The 21,579-nt window shown below is 44.8% G+C and carries 19 protein-coding genes; 7 read left to right on the top strand and 12 right to left on the bottom strand.

Going from position 1 to position 21,579, the window contains the following annotated elements; genetic code table 11:
- Positions 1-141 precede the first annotated feature (141 nt).
- The 3 genes from BLR84_RS09645 to BLR84_RS29995 form a co-directional block, all read right to left on the bottom strand.
- Positions 142-1,305: a glycoside hydrolase family 18 protein gene (locus tag BLR84_RS09645; protein WP_255366904.1), complete on the bottom strand. Its 1,164-nt coding sequence runs from the start codon at positions 1,303-1,305 to the stop codon at positions 142-144.
- Positions 1,306-1,340: 35 nt separating this feature from the next.
- Complete coding sequence (locus tag BLR84_RS09640; protein WP_090467249.1) at positions 1,341-2,513, bottom strand: DUF5009 domain-containing protein; 1,173 nt, start codon at positions 2,511-2,513, stop codon at positions 1,341-1,343.
- Positions 2,514-2,889: 376 nt separating this feature from the next.
- Entirely contained in the window at positions 2,890-3,285 is a 396-nt protein-coding gene (locus tag BLR84_RS29995; RefSeq protein WP_090467248.1) for a hypothetical protein, read from the bottom strand.
- A gap of 340 nt (positions 3,286-3,625) precedes the next feature.
- Here BLR84_RS29995 and BLR84_RS09630 point away from each other — a divergent pair, with 340 nt between their 5' ends.
- Together BLR84_RS09630 and rlmF are read left to right on the top strand one after the other, a co-directional pair.
- Positions 3,626-4,096, top strand: a complete 471-nt coding sequence (locus tag BLR84_RS09630) for a nucleoside triphosphate pyrophosphohydrolase family protein (RefSeq protein ID WP_255366903.1) — start codon at positions 3,626-3,628, stop codon at positions 4,094-4,096.
- 22 nt (positions 4,097-4,118) lie between these two features.
- Entirely contained in the window at positions 4,119-5,090 is a 972-nt protein-coding gene (gene rlmF / locus BLR84_RS09625) for a 23S rRNA (adenine(1618)-N(6))-methyltransferase RlmF (RefSeq protein ID WP_090467246.1), read from the top strand.
- Between the two features lie 113 nt (positions 5,091-5,203).
- Here rlmF and BLR84_RS09620 read toward each other — a convergent pair whose 3' ends face one another.
- Positions 5,204-6,355 (bottom strand): acyltransferase family protein, encoded by a 1,152-nt coding sequence (locus BLR84_RS09620; protein WP_090467244.1) that lies wholly within the window; start codon positions 6,353-6,355, stop codon positions 5,204-5,206.
- Positions 6,356-6,487: 132 nt separating this feature from the next.
- Here BLR84_RS09620 and BLR84_RS09615 point away from each other — a divergent pair, with 132 nt between their 5' ends.
- From BLR84_RS09615 to BLR84_RS09600, 4 genes are all read left to right on the top strand, one after another.
- Positions 6,488-7,165 (top strand): pseudouridine synthase, encoded by a 678-nt coding sequence (locus BLR84_RS09615; protein ID WP_090467242.1) that lies wholly within the window; start codon positions 6,488-6,490, stop codon positions 7,163-7,165.
- 72 nt (positions 7,166-7,237) lie between these two features.
- On the top strand, positions 7,238-7,519 hold the full coding sequence (locus BLR84_RS09610; protein ID WP_090467240.1) for a hypothetical protein: 282 nt from the start codon (positions 7,238-7,240) through the stop codon (positions 7,517-7,519).
- Between the two features lie 230 nt (positions 7,520-7,749).
- The gene (locus BLR84_RS09605) at positions 7,750-9,051 is read left to right on the top strand and encodes a DEAD/DEAH box helicase (protein ID WP_090467238.1); all 1,302 of its coding nucleotides are present in this window, start codon (positions 7,750-7,752) and stop codon (positions 9,049-9,051) included.
- A gap of 34 nt (positions 9,052-9,085) precedes the next feature.
- Positions 9,086-9,319 (top strand): DUF1456 family protein, encoded by a 234-nt coding sequence (locus BLR84_RS09600; RefSeq protein ID WP_255366902.1) that lies wholly within the window; start codon positions 9,086-9,088, stop codon positions 9,317-9,319.
- Positions 9,320-9,519: 200 nt separating this feature from the next.
- Here the strand turns inward: BLR84_RS09600 and BLR84_RS09595 are convergent, their stop codons facing one another.
- A complete protein-coding gene (locus BLR84_RS09595) occupies positions 9,520-10,197 on the bottom strand; it encodes an outer membrane lipoprotein periplasmic chaperone LolA1 (RefSeq protein WP_090467234.1) in 678 nt (225 codons plus the stop codon).
- Positions 10,198-10,266: 69 nt separating this feature from the next.
- Entirely contained in the window at positions 10,267-12,825 is a 2,559-nt protein-coding gene (locus BLR84_RS09590; protein WP_090467720.1) for an FtsK/SpoIIIE family DNA translocase, read from the bottom strand.
- A 316-nt stretch (positions 12,826-13,141) separates the two neighbouring features.
- On the opposite strand from BLR84_RS09590, the gene BLR84_RS09585 reads away from it, so the two are divergent.
- Positions 13,142-13,789, top strand: a complete 648-nt coding sequence (locus BLR84_RS09585) for an ankyrin repeat domain-containing protein (RefSeq protein ID WP_090467718.1) — start codon at positions 13,142-13,144, stop codon at positions 13,787-13,789.
- Positions 13,790-14,277: 488 nt separating this feature from the next.
- Here BLR84_RS09585 and BLR84_RS09580 read toward each other — a convergent pair whose 3' ends face one another.
- From BLR84_RS09580 to BLR84_RS09555, 6 genes are all read right to left on the bottom strand, one after another.
- Positions 14,278-14,769: a molybdopterin-binding protein gene (locus BLR84_RS09580; RefSeq protein ID WP_090467232.1), complete on the bottom strand. Its 492-nt coding sequence runs from the start codon at positions 14,767-14,769 to the stop codon at positions 14,278-14,280.
- A gap of 9 nt (positions 14,770-14,778) precedes the next feature.
- Positions 14,779-15,918: a cytochrome-c peroxidase gene (locus BLR84_RS09575; RefSeq protein WP_090467716.1), complete on the bottom strand. Its 1,140-nt coding sequence runs from the start codon at positions 15,916-15,918 to the stop codon at positions 14,779-14,781.
- Positions 15,919-16,045: 127 nt separating this feature from the next.
- Positions 16,046-18,049: a TonB-dependent receptor plug domain-containing protein gene (locus BLR84_RS09570; protein WP_090467230.1), complete on the bottom strand. Its 2,004-nt coding sequence runs from the start codon at positions 18,047-18,049 to the stop codon at positions 16,046-16,048.
- Positions 18,050-18,155: 106 nt separating this feature from the next.
- Complete coding sequence (locus BLR84_RS09565; RefSeq protein ID WP_255366901.1) at positions 18,156-18,584, bottom strand: winged helix-turn-helix domain-containing protein; 429 nt, start codon at positions 18,582-18,584, stop codon at positions 18,156-18,158.
- A gap of 195 nt (positions 18,585-18,779) precedes the next feature.
- Complete coding sequence (locus tag BLR84_RS09560) at positions 18,780-19,835, bottom strand: sterol desaturase family protein (protein WP_090467226.1); 1,056 nt, start codon at positions 19,833-19,835, stop codon at positions 18,780-18,782.
- A 235-nt stretch (positions 19,836-20,070) separates the two neighbouring features.
- Entirely contained in the window at positions 20,071-21,504 is a 1,434-nt protein-coding gene (locus tag BLR84_RS09555; RefSeq protein WP_090467224.1) for an aminotransferase-like domain-containing protein, read from the bottom strand.
- Between the last annotated feature and the right edge of the window lie 75 nt (positions 21,505-21,579).

Below are 21,579 nucleotides of genomic sequence, written 5' to 3'. Positions count from 1 at the left end.
GTGCAGATGAACGTAATTAACTAACTGCAAAAAGTGCGTCATTGCGAGGTACGAAGCAATCTCTAAACTATACAGAGCGACTCTGCAAATCAGGGATTGCTTCGTACCTCGCAATGACGTGTTGAAGATCAGAAGACTAATTTACCTCGTTATCAACCTTGCATCTATCTCATTTAGCAAGTACTCCTTTTTGTCATCAGCATATTCCCAAAACATTACGCCGGCCATTTTATGTTTGATGAGGTAATGACATTTGGCTTTTATCGACCATTCATCATCGTACGATATAAATTGCCTGGTGGCTGCATTGAACAGGTAAGGAGCTTCGGCATTGCGGTCGCGGTAATATTTAAAACCATTGCGGTTCAGCAAGCTGTCTTTGATCAGCGTATAACCACCTACATGCATGTACTCGCCTCTTTTCATCCCCAGTCCGTTCTGGGCAATATCCAGCACCTTTGAGGAGCGACCATAAAAAGCCACGCCTAATACCAGCTTGCTGGCAGGCACACCGGCAGCCATATAATCAGATACGGCTTTATCGGCATAATTTTCTGTTTGGTATTGTTTGGAGGCATACAGGTTGGTATGATGAACCGCTATACCCGAGCCATCCTGGAAGTAATCATAGGTCATGAGGTTTATATAGTCGAGGTATTGCTGCACCTTATCCATCTCGGTATGATCTAAAAAACGCTTAAAACCTCCAACAGCCGTAGTAAGCAATAATTTTTTACCGACCTGTTTTTCTAATATATCCAGGTCATGTCGCAGGGCCTTAAACATCAGGGTATAGTTTACTTTATCCTCAGGGCGGTAAATATTACCGGTGTTGCCTGCCATACCGGGGTACTCCCAGTCGATATCAATACCGTCAAGATCAAATTTTTTAATGATGGCCACAGCGCTGGCCGCAAAGGCTTCGCGGGCGGTGTCGGTTAATACGGCGTCAGAGAAATTTCCGCTCCAGGTCCAACCGCCTATGGATATGAGCACTTTAAGGGCAGGGTTACGCTTTTTAAGCTGTACCAGGTTCCTGAAATTGATAGTATCTGTTCTTTCGTGACTTAAAAAGGCACGGTTGTTTTTTACGTTTACAAAAGCATAATTGATGTGGGTAAGCTTTTCAGGGTTCACCATTTCCATATTGGCTACACCCTTGTACCCGCCCACGTATCCAATAATTACATATTTGGGTTTTTTAGCTGCTTTTTGTGCCTGGAGTGTAATCGCTGGTAATAAAAATGGCAATAAACAAAGCATGACTTTGGCCGCTACCTGTTTACGAAGTTTTAGGTTGATCATTTTATGATGAGGTTTAAGTATGGTGTGATTATGTATTAAACTTTGAGCCTGATCCGCTTTTTTTCCATGAGCCCAACCAGGGCGATCAATATAAATGCGGTAGCCATAGAACGGGCCAGGCCAATAATGCCCGAATTGAAAATATCCGGATAAGTGATATGGAAAAGCATCAGCAGAAAAACCTGGAAATAAGGCATCAGGTAACAGGTAAGCGTGCTGGTACCCGCCGGCCAGATCCATTTGAACCAGTCTTTTTTGCCTTTTACATCAACCAGGTAAATCATCAGCTCAAATACCAGGATGGTGATACCACTGCAAATAAATATCCATGCAGGGGTGGAGCGGATCTTAGAGATGCCTTGCGTATACGGCCGTATTACCAGCCCCAGTACGATCAATAACACCCCGGTAAGCCCAAAGATAAGCCACATGCGTTGCGTTTTGCCAAGCGAAACCAGGCGGGCGTACAATTCTGATATCACAATGCCACCCATGGTTAAACACAAGGAAGAGGCATCGCCGATGAGGAATAGTCTTTTGTGAATGATGCCGGTATGGCGAGCTATATTGATGGCTACAAATAATATCAACACCGGAAAAAGGATATTCAGTTTACCCTTAGCCAGCAGGTAAACAATGGCACATATGAGGTAAGCCCAGCCAATGATGCCCAGTATTCCCCACCATTCCGGGCGCATGCCGGTAATTTCGCCGTCGTCATTGCCTTTATATACAATAGCCATGGCAATCAGGATAGCTATACCCAGACCCTGAAAGATGTACCTTTTGACTTTGGTCATGGTTTCGGGATAATCCAGCCATATCAGGAAAAAGGCCAGAGTGATCAGTATAGCCCATAAAGCTTTAGGCAACAGGGAAGTATTGTCGTAGCTTTCCAGGTTTACGTGATAAAAACCCATGATCAAGAGCGCCGCGCTCCGGGTAAGTATGTAAAATAAAATAGAGGTAAAGGAATCGCCTTTATTGAGCCTGTTTTTGATAGCAAATGGTAAGGACAAGCCCACGATAAATAAAAATGCCGGAAATATAGTATCAGCAAAGCCCATGGCGTCGGCCTTACCCGGTGCATGATCTATCCATTCGGGGATATTTTTTACACCACTGGCGTCATTAACAAATATCATCAGTAACATGGTGATGGCTCGCAGCACATCGATGGATAAAAGGCGCTTGGGTAACTGTTGCATTTAAACGGGTTTAACTGTGAAATATGAATAAGGCATGGTACATCTCTGAATTTTCAGCAATACAGACTTGCCTTCGGCAGATAAATACACGAGTTTAAATTAAGCAAATTTGTTTTATTGTCTGTAAGCAAAACTAAAAGGGAAACAGACCGGATTATATTAATGAGGCACTACTTTACCACTACGATAGTTAAAAACAGGCAGGATGTGGCTTAGGCTTGAGATCAAGTGCCGATATCCGGGACTCCGGGGGAAGGATGAGTTGAGGATTTGCGATCTGTTCTGATAAAAAAATAATCAAAAAAATAAGCAAGGCTTTGTTGGAGTCTTGCTTATTTTTGAGCATAATTATGCTCAATATATAGTTATATATAACTTACGCTTTAGGGGTTGTTACCTTTTTAGCAGTAGGTTTGGTTGCAGTTTTTGCAGGAGCTGGTGCTGCTGCCGGTTTTTTAGCTGCGGCAACTTTCGGTGCGGCCACTTTTGGAGCCGGTGTAACAGACGCTGTTTTAGCAACAGGGGCAGCTGTTGCTGTCTTTTTTTCTTTTACTGTTTTAACGGCCGGAGTGGTGCTTTCTGCACCTATTTTTGCAGCTAATGTTTTAGCCAGGTTTTTCGCGGCTTTTTCAATGGCCTTGTTTACCTTTTTCAGATCAGATTCAAATTCGCCTACCACAGTTTTGATCTGGGCAAACAATTTATCGTTCAATTGTTTTTTTAGTGTTTTACGGGCCTCTTTAGCGGCGGTTTTATTTTTATCGTTTTTCATATTATTGGACAAGGAAATTCTAAATTATTTTTCGGCACAAAGCTAAGTTAATAAACAGTGAGTTTAATATTATGTTTATGTTAATAAAGATAGTCAATGTTAAGTAATTATTAATAAAATAAATGAGCTATTCCGTTCATTTTTAAGGCCCTAATATTAACTTTTTATATTAATTGTATATTATCAATGCGCGTAATTGGGTGTTATTTTGATTAAATTGATGAATATGTATAGCATAAATAATCTGACCAGGCAACGCTTCCAAATTTTAAAGACAATCATTTTTTGAAAGCTTTTGGGTTAATTGATAACTTAGCAGCACTTATATTGCTTTAATATCATGATCAAAGATTTAAACTCATTAAACCAGGTAGCCGAATTTCATACCACTTTTAAACACCCTATTATTGCCGAGCCGACTATTCCATCAAAAGAACGCAGCCAGTTGCGCATTGAGTTGCTTGCCGAAGAGCTGAAAGAGCTGCAACAAGCGGTTGATGATAACAACCTGGTTGAAATAGCCGATGCCCTTTGCGATCTGCAATATGTACTATCGGGCGCGGTATTGGAATTTGGGCTGGGTCAAAAATTTAAAGAACTGTTTGATGAGGTGCACCGCTCCAACATGAGCAAAGCCTGCAAAACCATTGAGGAGGCTAATCAAACAATCGAGCATTACCGCAATATAGCAGGTACCGAATCGCACTATAAAGAAATTGACGGATTGTTCCTGGTTTACCGCACAGCAGATAACAAAACCCTCAAATCAATAAATTATTCACCTGCCGATTTGGGCAGTATTGTAGGATAACCTATTATTTAAAATCAAGAACTTGCCAGAATCAGCCCCAAACCAACCCGAAGCAAAAGAAACCATGCACCCACGTAACCAGCACCGCCTGGGATACGATTTTAAAGCGCTGATGAGGGTTACGCCAGCTTTACGGCCTTTTGTTACGGTAAACAAATACGATAACCAAACTATCAATTTTGCCAACCCTGACGCGGTAAAAATGCTGAACAAAGCCTTGTTAAAGCATCATTATCAAATTGCCAGCTGGGATATCCCTGAGGGTTATTTGTGCCCGCCTATACCTGGCCGTGCAGATTATATCCATTACGTGGCCGATCTGCTGGCTACATCAAACGGAGGTGTTGTTCGGAAGGGTAAAAAGGTACGGGTGCTGGATGTTGGTGTAGGCGCCAATTGTGTTTATCCCATTATCGGTGTGCAGGAGTATGGTTGGAGTTTTGTTGGGGTAGATATTGACGAAGCGGCCATTGAATCGGCACAAAAGATAATTAATAGTAACGATCAACTAAAGAATGCTGTTGAATTGCGACTGCAAAAGCACCGTGCGGATATTTTTGTATTTGCCATAAAACCAGGTGAGGTTTTTGACTTGACCATTTGCAATCCGCCATTTCATGCTTCTATCAGGGAAGCTGCCGAAGGATCGCGCCGTAAATGGAATAATTTGGGCTTGCATACGGCCAAAGGTAAAGAGGAGCCATTACTAAACTTTGGCGGCCAGAATACCGAACTATGGTATCCTGGTGGTGAAGCCGCGTTTTTAAAAGTGATGGCTACGCAAAGCACCCGTTTTGCCAAACAATGTTTGTGGTTCACCTCGCTGGTATCCAAAAAAGAAAATTTGCGTGTTTTGTACAATGCCTTGCAAAAGGCCGGCGCTAAGGAAGTGCAAACTATCAATATGTCGCAGGGACAAAAAGTTAGCCGTATCATGGCCTGGACATTCTTTACGCCCGAAGAGCAGCGGGAGTGGCTTAAGAAAGACTCATAAGTGCGTCATTGCGAGGTACGAAGCAATCTCTATACTGTACAGAGCGAACCTTTATGGTTGAACCCTACCTACGTAGAGATTGCTTCGTACCTCGCAATGACGCGTTTTTATTACTAAACCCGCAAAAACGTTTTCTTCTGGTACAGATAATAAAGAAAAATCCATTTCACCAGAACAAAGCAAACGGCCATCACCACAATATTATATGGATCGCCAACCAGCTGACCTATCCATCCGAAAAGGCCATTGGTAGTGTATTGCCATTTGATGAATTTTCCGGAGATATAGATCAGGATGGAGTTCATGCCGATGACCTTAAAAAAGAAGGCCCATTTTTTATAACCCAGCACATCAATAATATAATAAAACAAAGCCATCAGTAACAAGCTGATGCCGCCTACATGCATCACGAATGAGCTTGTCCACAGATTTTTATTGATAGGAAAATCGAGGTTCCAGATCTGGGCTATGATCAGGAATATGACACCGGTAACCGCCATGATGGCTACTTTACGGGTTTGAGCCAGGCCTGTTTTTTTCAGAAGCTGACCGGTTAATATGCCCAACAAGCCGGTGCTGATGGCCGGTATAGTGGAGAATAAACCTTCAGGGTCATGGATGCCTAAATACAACCTGCCTGGTAATATCAAACGGTCCATATAGGAGGCAAAATTACCCTGCATGGTCAAATCGCCATGCGGAAAACCCGGTGCCGAGGTAAATTTAAGCAGCAGCCAATAGCCAATGATGAACACCCAAAACCATACCATTTGCATGCGCTCCCTGCTGTACAGGTAAATGATGTTGGCAAACATATAAGCGATGCCAATACGGCCAAGCACACTGGCAAAGCGAATTTGCGATATGGGCATAATGTTCAGTCCGTTGTTGACTACCAGGCCCAGCAATACCAATATAGCCGCTCTTTTGATAACACGTAAGGTTAACTGGCCACGGCTTTTTCCTTTTTCCAGTTCGCGGCCCACTGAAAATGGGGTGGATACACCGGCCATGAACAAAAACAGGGGGAATATCAGGTCGTACAGGTGAAAGCCGTTCCAGTCGGGATGGGTAAATTGCAAGGCTATAGTTTCCCAAAATGGCGATTTGGTGCTTTTAGCCAGGGTATGAAAAATCTCTTCGCCACCCATTATCCAAAACATATCAAACCCGCGCAGGGCATCTAATGAAAATAAGCGGGTTGATGCTTTGTTGATATCATCAGCAGGGGCACTGCCTGTTGATGCGGTTGCAGTATTGGCCATTTGCAAAAAGATTTTAGTTGGTACTAAAGATATAAAAAGCAAACTATTTAAAATATTTTTTTTAGTTAGCCATACTTTATAAAATGAAATTGTTACATAGCGTTGTACCTTCGCGATTTGAAATAGTGCTGCATGTTAGAGATCATATACCGCGATGAGCATCTTATCGCCATTAATAAACCACACGGACTGCTGGTACACCGGTCGCCCATAGCTGCCGACGCATCGGAATTTGCCCTGCAATTACTGCGCGATCAAATAGGCCAGAAGGTAAACCCGGCTCATCGCATCGACCGTAAAACTGGAGGGATACTGCTGTTTGCGCTAAACAAACCGGCCGAGATTGCCATGCAGCAGCAATTTATGGAAAATCAGGTGCATAAAAAATACCTGGCCATAGTGCGCGGCCATACACCCGATCAGGAGGATATTGATTACCCCCTGCGTAAAGAGAATGGCACCCTGCAAGATGCTTTTACCCAATATACCACCTTAAAACGCGCCGAGCTAGATGTGCCCCTGGGCAAGCATCCCACATCACGTTATTCGCTGGTGGAGGCCGTGCCGGCTACCGGGCGCATGCATCAGTTACGCAAGCACTTTAGTCATATTTTTCATCCCATTATAGGCGACCGTACCCATGGCTGCAACAAGCAGAACAAACTGTTTAAAGAAACCTGGGATATGGAAACCATGTTACTGCATGCCTCACACCTGGAGTTTACCCATCCGGTTACCGGCGAAACCATACAGATTGATGCCGCCTTGCAGCCCGAATTTAACCGGGTAATGCAAATTATGGGCTGGTAAAAGCTTCATTTTTAGGTTGATAAAATAAACAAAATCGTTTGGTGATTGTCTTGTACGTAAATACATAAAGAGATGATCAAACCAGCAGAATATAAGTTATACACTGCAGATGGCGAACGCGATATCACTATAAAGCCTGTAAATCAAACCATATCGGGTGGAACTTTATACGTAACCGGTGTATTTAAACTGAGTGAGGGAGAAGTAGGGTTGGGCGATATTGTTTTCGACGACGATCTGCGCGAATGGGAATACACCGGCTTTGGCGACCTGACCCATGAACAAGCGGCAGAAATAGCCAAATACATTCAAGATAAAACCAATCAGGAACTGACAGACGAGAAGATGGATTAAGTAAAGGGGCCTGTCACCCTGAGCTTGTCGAAGGGCGAGCGCAGAGACCCTCTCACTATGCTTCGACGGGCTCAGCGTGACCCGCTACTTCTTTTCTTGTTATCCTGAGCATAGCGAAGGATCTTCTTCAATAGGCATGTCGCTCAATAGATGCTTAGCTCCGTTCGGCATGACAAAATTTAAAGGCCCGCTTATTTAGCTTATCTTTGCCGCATACTCCAGCACAAATAATGATCAAGCAAGCTCTTCTGAACCTTAAAATAAATGCTCTTAACCCTATGCAGGAGGCCGCTATCAGCGCCGCCAAAAAAAGCGATGTAATACTGCTATCGCCTACTGGTTCGGGCAAAACGCTGGGCTTTTTATTGCCATTGTTGAGTTTGCTGGATGCTAAGATACCTACAGTACAGGCGCTCATCATGGTGCCATCGCGCGAGTTGGCTTTGCAGATAGAGCAGGTTTTTAAGGCCATAGGCAGCGGTTTTAAAGTGAATTGTTGCTATGGTGGTCACGCGGTAAAAATTGAGCGTAATAACCTCTCGCAGCCGCCTGCGGTATTGATCGGTACGCCGGGCCGTATCGCGCATCACCTGCGCCGGGAAAGCTTTAGTACTGATACCATCCACACACTGATACTGGATGAGTTTGATAAAGCCCTGGAATTTGGTTTCCAGGAGGATATGACCTATATCATTAAACAGATGCCGGCCATTAAAAAGCGTATCCTGACATCGGCTACCAAAATGGACGAAATCCCCGCTTTTACAGGCATGATAAGGCCAACGACGCTGGATTACCTCACCAATGCTGCTTCTGCGCCGGATATCAAGCAAAAAGCTGTGATAGCCGAAGCTGCGGATAAGCTGGATGCTCTGTTTGCGCTTATTTGTAAAATAGGGGACAATGCGACACTGGTTTTCTGTAATCATCGCGACGCTGTGGAACGCATCAGCGATCTGTTGTTTGATCGTGGTCTGCCGCATGATATATTTCATGGTGGTATGGAACAGGAAGACCGTGAACGGGCGCTGTTAAAATTCAGGAATGGCAGTCACCGCTTATTGATCACTACCGATTTGGCCTCACGTGGGCTGGATATCCCCGAGATTGATCATGTGGTACATTATCAGTTGCCCCATAACGAGGAGGCTTATACCCATCGTAACGGCCGTACGGCACGTATGCATGCCAAAGGCACGTCGTACCTGATCCTGGCGCCCGATGAAAGACCATCTTACTTAAAGGAAATGCCCGAGATAGAGGAATTACCTGAGAATCCGGTTATTCCGCCATTATCGCCATGGGCTACCTTGTACATAGCCGCGGGTAAAAAAGATAAGGTGAACAAGATTGATATTGTGGGCCTGCTACTCAAAAAAGGCGGACTGGATAAGGAAGATGTAGGCCTGATAGAAGTACATGATTACGCGTCATACGCCGCAGTAAAACGCAATCGTATTGAGCGAGCGGTGCAAGCTGTGAAAGGCGAAAAGATCAAAAACAAAAAAGTTAAAATAGATATTTCAAGATAATAAAACTGAGAAGAGCATGAGTAATAATGATATCATGAAAAAGCTACGTGTAGCGATGAAATTTACCGACGATGATATTATAAAAGTTTTGGAACTGGTTAACTTCCGTATTACCAAAACGGAACTGGGCGCCATTTTTCGCGCCGATGATCATCCCAATTTTAAACCCTGCGGCGATCAGATCCTGCGCAATTTCCTGAACGGCTTGATCATTCATCAACGTGGCCCTATGCCTGATAAAAGGGCGCCGAAGGTAGATGGGAAATAGGATAATAAAAAGAAGTCATGCCGAATTTATTTCGGCATCCCATATGCAAGGTTTTCAGCACAATGGTTACCAGTCCTGTGGGATGCTGAAACAAGTTCAGCATGACAAATAGGGGAAAACAAGAAGAGCGATGGTGAAACCATCGCTCTTCTTGTTAATGTCAAAACGTAAACGTATCACGTCACACGTAAAACCTAATCTTATCGTAGGTCAACCAGTTCCACACCCGGATGACCTTTGGCATCCCAGGCAAATGTGGCATCGGCAACTTGGGCATTAGGAGTAAAGCTGCGTACGGTGTAGTTGTATCTATTGCCGTTTTTGTCGAACAGTTGCGCGCTGTAGATCTGTTTTTTTACCTTGTCTATCAGCAGGCGAACCTTGAAAATATTTTGTTTTTCATTTTCGGGGGTCAGGTCAATGGCCTGGTATACTTTGCCGGCAATTTTTTGCTCGCCGGTATACAGGTATTTATAACCATGTTCATAAATGGTGAAAATCTGAGAAGGGTTGTTAATACCATCTGCGCCTTTAGGCGCGTCGCCTACCTGTACTTCTTTATCTTTTTTGAGATAGGTCCACTGAGTTTTGCCATCGTTAATGATCTCTTTGTCTACATCTTTTGCTCCAGCCGAAGCATAAAGTGTTACCCTGTATTTGCCCGATTTGGCCCTTGAAATTAAAGTACCGCTCTGGGTTTCTTTAACGCCGGCTTGCGGGTTATCCAATGTAAAACTAAAATCGGTTTTTATAGCGTCGTAAGATTTATATTTCTGACTTACCTGGTTCAATATGGCTTTGGCTTGCGTATCTTTTTGCGCAAAAGCGGTGCTGCAGGTGCTTATAGCTAAAATGGAATATAAAAATAATTTCTTCATTGTGTTTTTTACATCAACAACTATTACGGTTAATAGTTACTGGTTTAGAGCAAATAAATTTGAATAGGTTTAATCTTTTGGTTTTTGAAGGGTTTCCAGATAGCGTTCCAGGCTGTATTCATCAGGGTATAAAACATCGCGGGCTTTACTGCCTTCAAAGGCGCCTACAATGCCTGCGGCTTCCAGTTGGTCAATGATACGACCGGCACGGTTATAACCCAGTTTCATTTTACGCTGGATGAGTGAGGTTGATCCCTGTTGGTGCATCACGATAAGGCGGGCTGCCTCTTCAAACATCGGGTCGCGATCATCCGGATCATATTCTTTAGCGCTGCTGGTTTCGCCTTCGCCCACATATTCGGGCAGGAACATGGCAGTTGGATAACCCTTTTGGTTGCCGATAAAATCGGAAATGGCTTCTACCTCCGGTGTATCTACAAAGGCGCATTGCAGGCGGATCAGGTCGCTACCAGTGCTGAACAGCATATCCCCGCGACCGATCAGCTGATCGGCACCGCCGGCATCCAGAATGGTACGTGAATCGATCTTTGACAGTACCCTGAAAGCCAGCCTCGAAGGGAAGTTGGCTTTAATAGTACCCGTAATGATATTAACAGATGGCCGTTGTGTGGCAATAACCAGGTGTATACCTACGGCACGGGCCAGCTGGGCAATACGGGCAATCGGCATTTCTACTTCTTTGCCGGCGGTCATCATCAAATCGGCAAACTCGTCGATAACCAGTACGATAAATGGCAGATAGCGGTGTTTTTCGGGATCGCTGATCTTACGGTTTACAAATTTGGCATTGTACTCTTTCAGGTTACGTACCTGGGCATCTTTCAGCAGGTCATAACGCTGATCCATCTCAATACAAAGCGAATTGAGCGTGTTCACCACCTTCTTAGTATCGGTAATAATGGCATCGCCTTCATCGGGCAGTTTAGCCAAAAAGTGTCTTTCAATTTTACGGAAAAGCGTGAGTTCCACCTTTTTGGGATCCACCAGTACAAACTTCAGTTCGGATGGGTGCTTTTTGTACAGCAGTGAAACTAATATAGCGTTGATACCAACCGATTTACCCTGACCGGTAGCACCCGCCACCAGTAAGTGCGGCATCTTGGCCAGATCGGCAATGAATACTTCGTTGGATATGGTTTTGCCTAAAGCAATAGGCAGGTCCATGGTGGTATTCTGGAATTTTTCTGTCGACAAGATAGAGCGCATCGACACCATTTCTGGATTTTGGTTTGGTACCTCGATACCGATGGTTCCCTTGCCAGGCATTGGCGCGATGATACGGATACCCAATGCGGCCAAGCTCAGGGCGATATCATCCTCCAGGTTCTTGATCTTGGAGATCCGTACACCCGGCGCCGGGATGATCTCGTACAACGTAACCGTTGGCCCAATGGTAGCCTTGATCTTATCGATCTCGATATTGTAATGGTTCAGTGTTTCAACAATTTTGTTCTTGTTGGCTTCCAGTTCTTCGGCGTTAACTGATATCTTGTTTGATCCATGGTTCTCCAACAGATCAAGGTGCGGCATTTTGTAAGATGCCAGGTCGAGTTTATGGTCGTAAATTCCAAACTGACTCACCAGGTCCTTGGCCTTGTCATCGTCAGTCTTTTCCACATTCAGCTCAGGCATCGGGCGGTTGGTATCAATAGTGAGCGGTATCTCCGTTTCTTCCTCGGGTTCATGTGTGGAAGAAGGTGTAAGCACCACAGGCTCATGATAAACAGGCGTTTGCGTTAACGGGTGTTGCTGCATAGGCTCTGGCATAATGGAGTTCACATGCGTTTCTTTGATACGGTTATTACCCCGTGGCCACTCTAGTGGGATAGACGGTTCTTCGTCCGTCATTTCAACCGGCTCGGGCGATACTTCATTAACAGCCATAGGCGCTACCGGTCTGTTTTTACGCTGCGGCAGTTTAAAATCAATATTATAGGCAATTACCAGTACGGTAAGCGCGGCAAATACCAAGAAACCACCCGTCCCCGCCGGACCGATCTGCGCATCCAACAAGCGGTTGGTCCAGTAGCCAAAGCCACCTTCCAGGTAATGCGGGTAATCAATAATAAAAGCGTGGAAATAGGCAATGGTAGTGGAAATAAACACGATACCAAACAGGGTGTAACCCAATGTTTTGATCATGGAGAACAACCTTACCTTAAACAACAATCGATAGCCAACTACAAAAAATATAAACACAAATAGGAACGACGCTACACCAAACCATTCGTAAATGAACTGGTTGCTAAGCAGCGCGCCAAATTTACCCAGCCAGTTCTGCGCTATCTGCGGGTTGCCGGTATCGGCAATTTCCTGTACGGTTTTGCCGGTAGCCAGGTTGTGCCAGCCGCCGTTGGTGGTTGATATATAACTCTGGTCTTCCTGCCAGGTGAACAGGTAGGAAGTGAAGGCTATGAGGAAAAAGATAGACATCAAAAGCGATAGCAAACCCGCTATCTTGACTGCCTTGCCATTCTCCATATCGAATCGCGGCATGCTCGGGAGCCTGCGCTTTGCCACACGTTCTTTTTCAGCTTTTCCCGTTTGACGGGGCTGATTATCGTCCTTAAAACTATTTGATTTAAACTGATTTCCTTTTACCGGCATCGCTGATGTAACATCCTTTAAGTGCAAACTTACATAAAATTTCACGGGATTTTGGATTTGGAATTTCGGATTTCGGATGTTCGATTTCAGATTTAAGTAAATGTAAAAAGGGGGTGCTGCATCCTCAATCGTGATAAATCCGAAATCCCAAATCAAAGTAAATCCGAAATTCCCTTTCTATAAAGTTAGCAGATTAAACAATTATTTAATCGTATTTTTATTTTTTAGTATTATTGAAAACCATCTGGTACGATCCTCGTAAAAGAACCTTATTAAATGCATAGCCGTGTAATTGCGGTTTGCGCTAATGTACGCCATGAGTATAGAAAAGCTGGAACAATACATCACCACCGCCGATCTGGGTAAGCTGGAAGCCTTACTGATGCAAAGCCCCGCGCTTGCTACTACCATCACCAGTCACCAGGTTTCACCTTTAATGTTGTCGTGTTATTATAAAAAGCCGGAAGTTACCGATGTGTTATTAAGATACGTTAACCAGATTACGCTGTTTGAAGCCTCCGCCGCCGGGAAGTTAGAGGTAGTAAGCCATTTTGTAGAAACCGCCCCCAATACTGTTGATGATCACGCGTCTGATGGCTTTACGCCGCTGGGTTTGGCCTGTTACTTTGGCCATGAGGCGGTTGCCCGTTACCTGGTAACTAACGGCGCTGATGTGAACCGGGCATCTAACAATGGTTTCCAGGTTTATCCCATACATTCGGCTTGTGCCGGCAACTATACCGCTATTGCCCGTATGCTGGTTGAAAATGGTGCGCAGGTAAATGTAAAGCAACAAGCCGGCGCCACGCCGCTGCATACCGCCGCTCAAAATGGTAATATCGATTTATTGGTACTCCTATTGGAGCATGGCGCCCGTACTGATGTGCGCATGGAAGGCGGCAAACTTCCCACCGACCTCGCCCGTGAAAAGGGTTTTGAAGAAATTGCGGAGATATTGGGGTAATTTCTTTAAACCCGTACAATTGCAAGGTACGAAGACAACCGACCGAAGGGAGCTCATTAATACCGATAAAAAACAATTACAAATATTAATAATCCCCTTTATGCAGAGCGAATAATGCATGTCGCAGAGCGCTCAATTGCCGCTGTGGCTGTTACTTTTGTCGCCACAAAAGTAACCAAAAAGGCTGTCAGCAGAAATGCTTCTTTGCGCTCCTGGCTTTTGCCCTGCAAATCCGGCAGAACCACGGGCTGCTAAACCTTACCTCCACTTCGTTCGCTTTATCCCAGGCTTCGGCAAGGTTTGCTAATGCCCCTCCGGTAGCACAATGCCAACATATTCTGCCTGATTTCGCCCGAAGCTGTTCTGCTGACGGGGAAAAGAAAGATTATAAATACAAAAAGTCTGTCATTCTGAGCGGAGCGAAGAATCTGTTAATTGATTGCTAAGTTCACGAATAGATTCTTCGCTCCGCTCAGAATGACAATCCTTTATTTCACAAAATGCACCTGCATTGCCGTTACCTGTTTAATACAACGGGCGGGTTTCTTTTCGTCCTGTACAATAATGCGGTAGGGGCCATCGGCGGGGGCAAGAGGGGCGCCGTCAATCTTATCTGCCAGGATAATGGTTCTGTCGGTAAAACTTTTATCCAGTTCGGCCAGGGCGAAGATCACCTGGTAGCCGTCGCCGGCTTCTACCAGTAGGTATTTGGTCAGGTTCTCACCTTTTAGTTCCGGACCCAGGGTAACACCGGCGCCTTTCAGGATTTCCGACAGGATAACCCCGCTATAGGTATGGTCCTTCCCGTCCCTGTCTTTACGCGTTACAGTGGTTTGGGTGAATTTTTGCAGATAAGCAGCGTCAACAGTTAAAGGTGTACTAACCTCACCGCTTATTTTAATGGTTTGCGCCTGCGATATAAATGGGATGGCCGTAAAGCTTAATAAGGCCAAACAAGCTATCAGGAATTGTTTCTTCATAGTATAAATTTAATGCTTTTTATTTTTTGTGCTGATTAAATGCGGGTCGGAAAATGAGGGGTTGGTGATAAATGTCGAATCGGTAAGCATGTTCAAAAAGGCAATCAACTGTTTTTTCTCCATTGACAACAGCTTTAGACTTTTACCTCCGGCTTCGTTGGATTCGCCCCGTAAAAAGGAACTTAATGAGGCTGATTGTTGCAGATGTTCGCTGTAATGATCAACTACCTCTTCCAGCGTTTTAAACCTTCCGTCGTGCATGTAGGGCGTTGTCAGGGCTATATTACGGAGGGTAGGCACTTTAAAACGGCCCCGGTCGGCGGGGAGGCCGGTCAGCGTTTCTATCCCGGCATCTTTGGGCAGGCTGTCCAGGCCGTTATTATGAAACAATTCCATATAGGTTTTAGGGCCTCCATGGCAATGACTGCAATTGGCCCCGCGGATACCTTTTTCGGGTTGTGGTGCTGTATTAAACAACTCTATGCCTTTCAACTCGTCAGGTGTGGGTTGGTAAGCTCCGCGCAGGTATTGATCATACCGCGAATTGGCCGAGATCAGCGTACGCTCAAATTGCGATATGGCCTTTACTATTCTGTCGCCGGTGATCTGATCATCGCCATAAACCAGTTTAAACAAGGCGGGGTAGTTGACTGTTTGAGTGAGTTTTTGTGCTGAAACAGTTAATGCCTGTCCCATTTCGTGTGGACTGGTCAACGGCGTAACAGCCTGTTCTTCCAAACCATTGGCCCGGCCATCCCAAAAAAACTTACGTGCCCAAAGCAAGTTGACCAGCGACATGGAATTACGCGGTGTCAATACAGCATCTACACCCGGACTAAATGCCCGCCCATCCGTAAATGCTTTATCTTGCTGATGACAACTGCCACATGATATGGTATTATTGGCCGAAAGCCTGGTTTCGTAAAAAAGCATTCGACCCAGATAAACGCCCTGTTTGGTGGTGGGATTATCTGCCGGGATCTGGATACGGTTGCCAAAGTTTGATGGATATACCAGGTTGTATGGACCGGTTTCGATGCCGCCATCTATATAACACCAGCCAGATATAATAATAAAGATGAGCAACAGGAACATAACCCGGCTTTTTTTTAGTCGATTTAAAAGCGGGTCGTGTTTGGATTGGTTCATGTACAAATTTAATAAATAATGGCCTTGAGCGATATTAAAAGGGGTGTCATCCTGAGCCTGTCGAAGGACGTGCGTAAAGGCCCTGCCCACCATGCTTCGACAAGCTCAGCATGACATCCTATCTTCATCAATAACTAAATAGCACATTAGCAAAATAATTACGCCCTGCTTCGGGGAAACCTTCTACAAGGGTATAGTTCTTATCGAACAGGTTATTTACACCGCCTTCGATCGAAAATCCTTTAACCAGGGTTAAATGCGCTTTTACATTGGTGAGGGCAAACTCGCCCGATACTGTGCCATAGCTGGTGCTGTATCTTTTGGAGTTATACTCTTCCGATGCCATCACATATAGTTGTTTGATGGGGGTATATTGTATTGAACCGAATACCTTGTTTTGTGGTACATCGGTCAGATAAATAGATGGGCTCGAGAGGTTCTTGCGTTTCAGGTAAGTGTAATTGGCATCTATCCGCACCTGGTCGGCAATAGGGTAGCCAATGGCCAGCTCGGCGCCATAATACTCGGCACGACCCACATTTTGCACCTGCGACAGGTTTGTGCCCGTTTTTGGGTCAACCTGTACATTGTTTACCGTTTGGATCAGGTTACCGATCTTGCTGTAAAATACCGATGCCTGTACCGAAAGCTTACCTGCGAACAGAGTATGATAGCTCAGGTCGTAATTCAGCGCGTTCTCAGCTTTCAGATCAGGGTTAGGGATGAATGTGCCGAATTTGTAGGAGTACCTGTCCTTAATAGTAGCAAAACGCGTTTTGCGGGCTACCGATAAGGTGATGGCGTTTGTACTGTCGATATCGTATTGTAACAAGCCTTGTAAGTTCCAGGCACTGTTGCTGTTGGCAGGCAGCTGGCTCACCACACTGTTGGTGTATTGCTGGGCATCAATGCTGTGCCTGTTCATATAGCTTACACCGGCGTTGGCTTTTAAGGCCGATGTTAAATGATAGGTATCTTCGGCGCCAATGGTGAAGTTGTTATCGGCGTCGCGCCTGGTGGGTTCGCCTACATTGTGCTCGCGGTGCACATCCTGTTTAAAATGACCGGCTATGCTAAAGCTGTTGTCTTTTAAGCTCGTGTTTTCGAACATGATACTGCTGCCCAGCGTGTAATCATTGTAAATACTGGTGAAGGCATATGGTTTGGTTTGGGTGCTGTAGGTGGCATTGTCAAAACTTTGCAGGTTGTTTTTAAACTGATCATAATACCAGCGGGTTTTAATTATGTTGGTACTGTTGATGCGGTTATTGCTGATCAGGTAAAGGCTCTGCGTGTCCCAGTTTGGCCATTTCCAAAACCGCGGACTTTTAAAAAGCGCGTTGGCCGCATCGTCGCCGGTATAAACTGGAGTGCCTTTGGTGCCATGCTGATAGCTGTAACCAACCGCATATTCCTGGTTAGCAGTAGGCGTAAAGCCAACTTTACCACTTACAGCAATGTCATTATTATAGGAGTTATCGCGATGGCCGCCATCCTCGTTTTTGGTAGGTGCAAAATCATGCGATAGTGGGTACCAGTTACGTTTTAACTGTGATGCTGAAATCTCGTAATAAACCTTACCCAGGTTAGAGCCTATATTGGTATTTAACCTATAGCCACCACTTAACCAGCCGGCTATGGCGCTCAGCTCAAAGGGTTTTACCGGTTTACGGCTGATGAGGTTGATAGCCCCACCTTCGGCATTGGGGCCGTACAAAACGGAAGAATAGCCTTTGGCAACCTGTATTTCTGATAAATTGAAAGTATTGAACCGGGCCAGGTCTACATAACCATCATAAGGTACATAAAGGGGAACACCATCCAGGTAAATCGGAACCGAACGCACATCAAATCCGCGGATGCTTACCGCCGACTCATTCCTCGGCCCCACGGCTGTCAACGTAACCCCGGGCAGCAGGTTTAAAGCACTGGCTACGGTTAGGCGGTTATACCGGTTAATAGTGCCCGAACTTAATTTATCTGATCGTAAACTATCTTTTGTGCCGATGATATTGACCTGCCCCAGCTGGAAAATATGCTTGGAGGCGTCCCTGTCCTGGGCATCTGCGGTAAAATGAAACGAAATAATGGAGATTAAAACGGTGATAAAGAGGGGTAGAGGTTTTTTCATGTGTATTTTTCGTTGTATAAAATAAAATATAACGCAAAATGACAATTTTGGCTGGTTTTTGAAAGGAAAATCAGGAGTTTTATTGCTTATATAATGTTTTAGGTAGCTATAGGGGGAGATTTATTGAATTTGCGGTCAAAAACTCCTGAAATTTTTGATGCAATAGATGAAACTCCCCAATTACTTTTAAGCCATGCTCCGTTACCACTGCATTGCCGCCGCCTTTACCGCCACGATGCGATATTACCAACGGTTGGCCAAAGTGCTCGTTCATGTGGTTTACCAGGTCCCAGGCTTGTTTGTACGACATTTTCATTTGCAAGGCCGCCTGTCTGATGGAGCCCGAAGCCTGGATGCGCTCCAGCAATTCCACACGTCCGTGACCGAGAATTTTTTCATCCCCGGTCTCTATCCAAATCCGGCCGTTCAATTTAAATATAGGATTGCTCATTACTGGTGATGAAAGTAAGGCTATTTTGATAAAAAGGCAAATCGGGAGCAAAGCATCGCTAATATCGCCTTCTTCACTGGTCACGCTCAGTTTGGCTAAAGCCTTGATAGATTATTTATTTTATCCGTCCTATAAATGGGACGGCAATGAATAGAATATATCTGTTCATTAACCGTTGGCTTTAGCCAACGGTTAATGGTTTATAGAAGTCGAGGCTTTAGCCCAAATTGGATAATGAAAGGTGTGTTTTAGTTAGCATGTGGGCAAACCGACTCCTTTTTATGAGAGTACAGGTTCGTTGCTTTGTGTGCCGGCTTTGTCTGCATCATTTATAGGGTTACTCTGTTGCTGCTGCAATTCTTCAAAATATTTCTTTTTTACCACGGTGGTCATTTTATGATCGCCGGTATGGCTCCATCCTGGTGGCATCACCAGGTACAGGAATTTGTTTTTGACGCCCGGCGCCCGGTACACATCTTTGGCCAGGGCCACTATCTCACCAAAATAAGCATCCAGAAAGCTGTTCTTGATCATCGGGCGACTGATTCCGTATTCGATAGGTATGTTGCGATCTTCAACCTGGTAAGTGCCAAAAACTTTATCCCAGATGTTCAGCAGGTTACAAAAATTGGTATCCATGTAAAGCGGATTACGGGCATGATGTACCCGGTGGTGCGATGGGGTGAGGATGATATTATTCAAAAAACCCAGACGACCATCATGTACCAGATTTTCGCCAATGTGGATCATACCACCCCAAAAGCCATCAATAAACATGATCACAAACAGCATGGCCGGTGGTACACCCAGTAAGATACAGGTGGTGGTGCGGATAAAATCGGCATAAGGCCCTTCTAAAAAGAAGTGAGCGTAACTTACCGAAAGGTTCATGGCTTCGGGTGCATGATGGGTGGAGTGCAGGCACCAAAACAACCTTACTTTGTGCCCGAAATAGTGATATAAAAAATGGCCAAACTCCCATACAATGTAACCATAAATAAACCAGTACCAGGTGAACGAAGGTTTAAAGATGGCGTACTTTTCGAACAGGCCAATACAAATACTCACCATGGCAATAGATATTACCCGACCGATAAAAGCATTGAACACGTAGGAGATAAAAGTTAACTTATAATTGATCACCTTAAAACGCTTGTAAAACGCCCCCCTGATGATCTCGATCACCAGCAAAAAAGGCATAATAGGTATCAGCACGGCTACAAAGCCCTGGTAGGTAAGTAGTTTATCATAATCGCCCGATTTGATGATTTCGATTAATTGACCAAAGCCAAAAAAGCCCGTAAATTGATTCCATATGGCGTGTAAAAAGTCCATCCCTTAAATTTTTATAATTGGTTATGAATGTAAAACGAAATTAATATGTAATTATGTATGTACATAGTAATTTTTATAAAAGTCAGCAAAATTTATTTACCCTGCAAGTTAAAATCTAAATTCTAGGAGCTTACCTCTAATAAAAACAATTGTTATCCCGAACGAGGTACCAGGAGAGATTTCCTAAGCGAGATCGATTGGAAGGGGGATAAACCAGTTGCATCCTGATCTCCGTTCATAATGTTGTTGCTTTAACATAGCCTGTGTCCGCGAGCTTTCCGAGTTGTTTTAATTTTAGGTTTAACTCATCTGTCCAGGGTAAACCAATACAAAGCCGCATACAGTTTTCAAATTGATCCTGTAGGGTAAACATTCTTCCCGGTGCAATACTGATGCCTTGCTTTAAAGCCAGATCATGGAGTTTTACGGTATCAATATCCCGGCTAAATTCTACCCACAATGCAAGGCCACCCTGGGGCCTGCTGGTTTTAGTACCCTCCGGAAAATATTGGGCTATAGCCCTGACATAATTTTGATAGTTGTTCTCCAAAGTGCGCCTAAATTGACGAAGGTGGTTTTCATACTTTCCAGTCTTCAGGAAATTGGCAACAGCCTCCTGCACTATGGAAGAGGAAGAGATGACATGGATCAGCTTTAGCTTCAGTATTTTTTCTTTGTATTTGCCCGGGGCTATCCAACCTACCCGGTAACCAGGTGCAAGGGTTTTTGAAATAGAGCTGCACCAAACCACATTGCCGTCCTGGTCAAATGATTTGCAACACTTTGGCCGCTGCTGACCGAAATAAGTATCCCCATATATATCATCCTCAATAAGGGGGATGCCATGTTTGGCTAACAGTGCTACAACTTCCTTTTTATGTTCGTCGGGCATACAGCTGCCCAGAGGGGTATTGAAGTTAGGGATTAGCAGGCAAAGATCGATCTTAGGGATGGCCTTTTTTAGGTCATCTATCTCGATACCTGTGATCGGGTGTGTGGGTAGCTCCAGTACTTTTAACCCCTGGCTTACCGCCAGCTGCAGGATCCCGGGATAACACGGGCTTTCGATAGCGATGGTATCGCCAGGTTTGCTCAGGGCCATTAAACACAGGGAGAGCGCGTGCATGCCTCCGCTGGTGGTGATCAGGTCATTTTCATGTAACTGGCCTCCCCAACCTAAGGAGCGGATAGCGATCATTCGCCGTAAATTGATATTCCCCTGTACCTGTTCATATGCTGTACCACCCTCTTTAAGCACCCGTGTGGCATGAACGATCTCTTTTTTTAGTTTTGCCAAGGGCAACAGATCGCCTGAGGGCGCCGCGATGGAGAAAAGTGTAAGATCTTCCCGCCCCATATTGGCATAAACTTTACTGAGCAGTTCGTCCGGTTCATGCTTATTGGCAACCAACGAGGGGCGGCTAACTTCCGGAAGCGGTAATTCCTGGTAAGATTGCCGGCTTACAAAATATCCTGATTGTGGTTTTGAATCAATCAGTGACTGGGCTTCCAATTCCATAAACACCCGTTTAGCAGTATTCATGCCTACGCGGTGCTCCTGGCACAAAATTCTTACCGAAGGTAAGCGGTCGCCCGGTTTTAGAACGCCGCTCCTGATCTGACCTGCAATTCCGTTTGCTATTTCATTATACAGGAAGTCCTTACTCATGCTGCAAATATAACTGTGTCTATTTAAATATCAAAAACTGATACTGTGTTTGTTGGAGTTGCCTGTCTACTTTTG

Source organism: Mucilaginibacter sp. OK268 (genome assembly GCF_900103125.1).
Taxonomy (GTDB): domain Bacteria; phylum Bacteroidota; class Bacteroidia; order Sphingobacteriales; family Sphingobacteriaceae; genus Mucilaginibacter.
The sequence above is the reverse complement of the archived record's forward strand: the minus strand, read 5'-3'. Positions and strand labels throughout refer to the sequence as shown.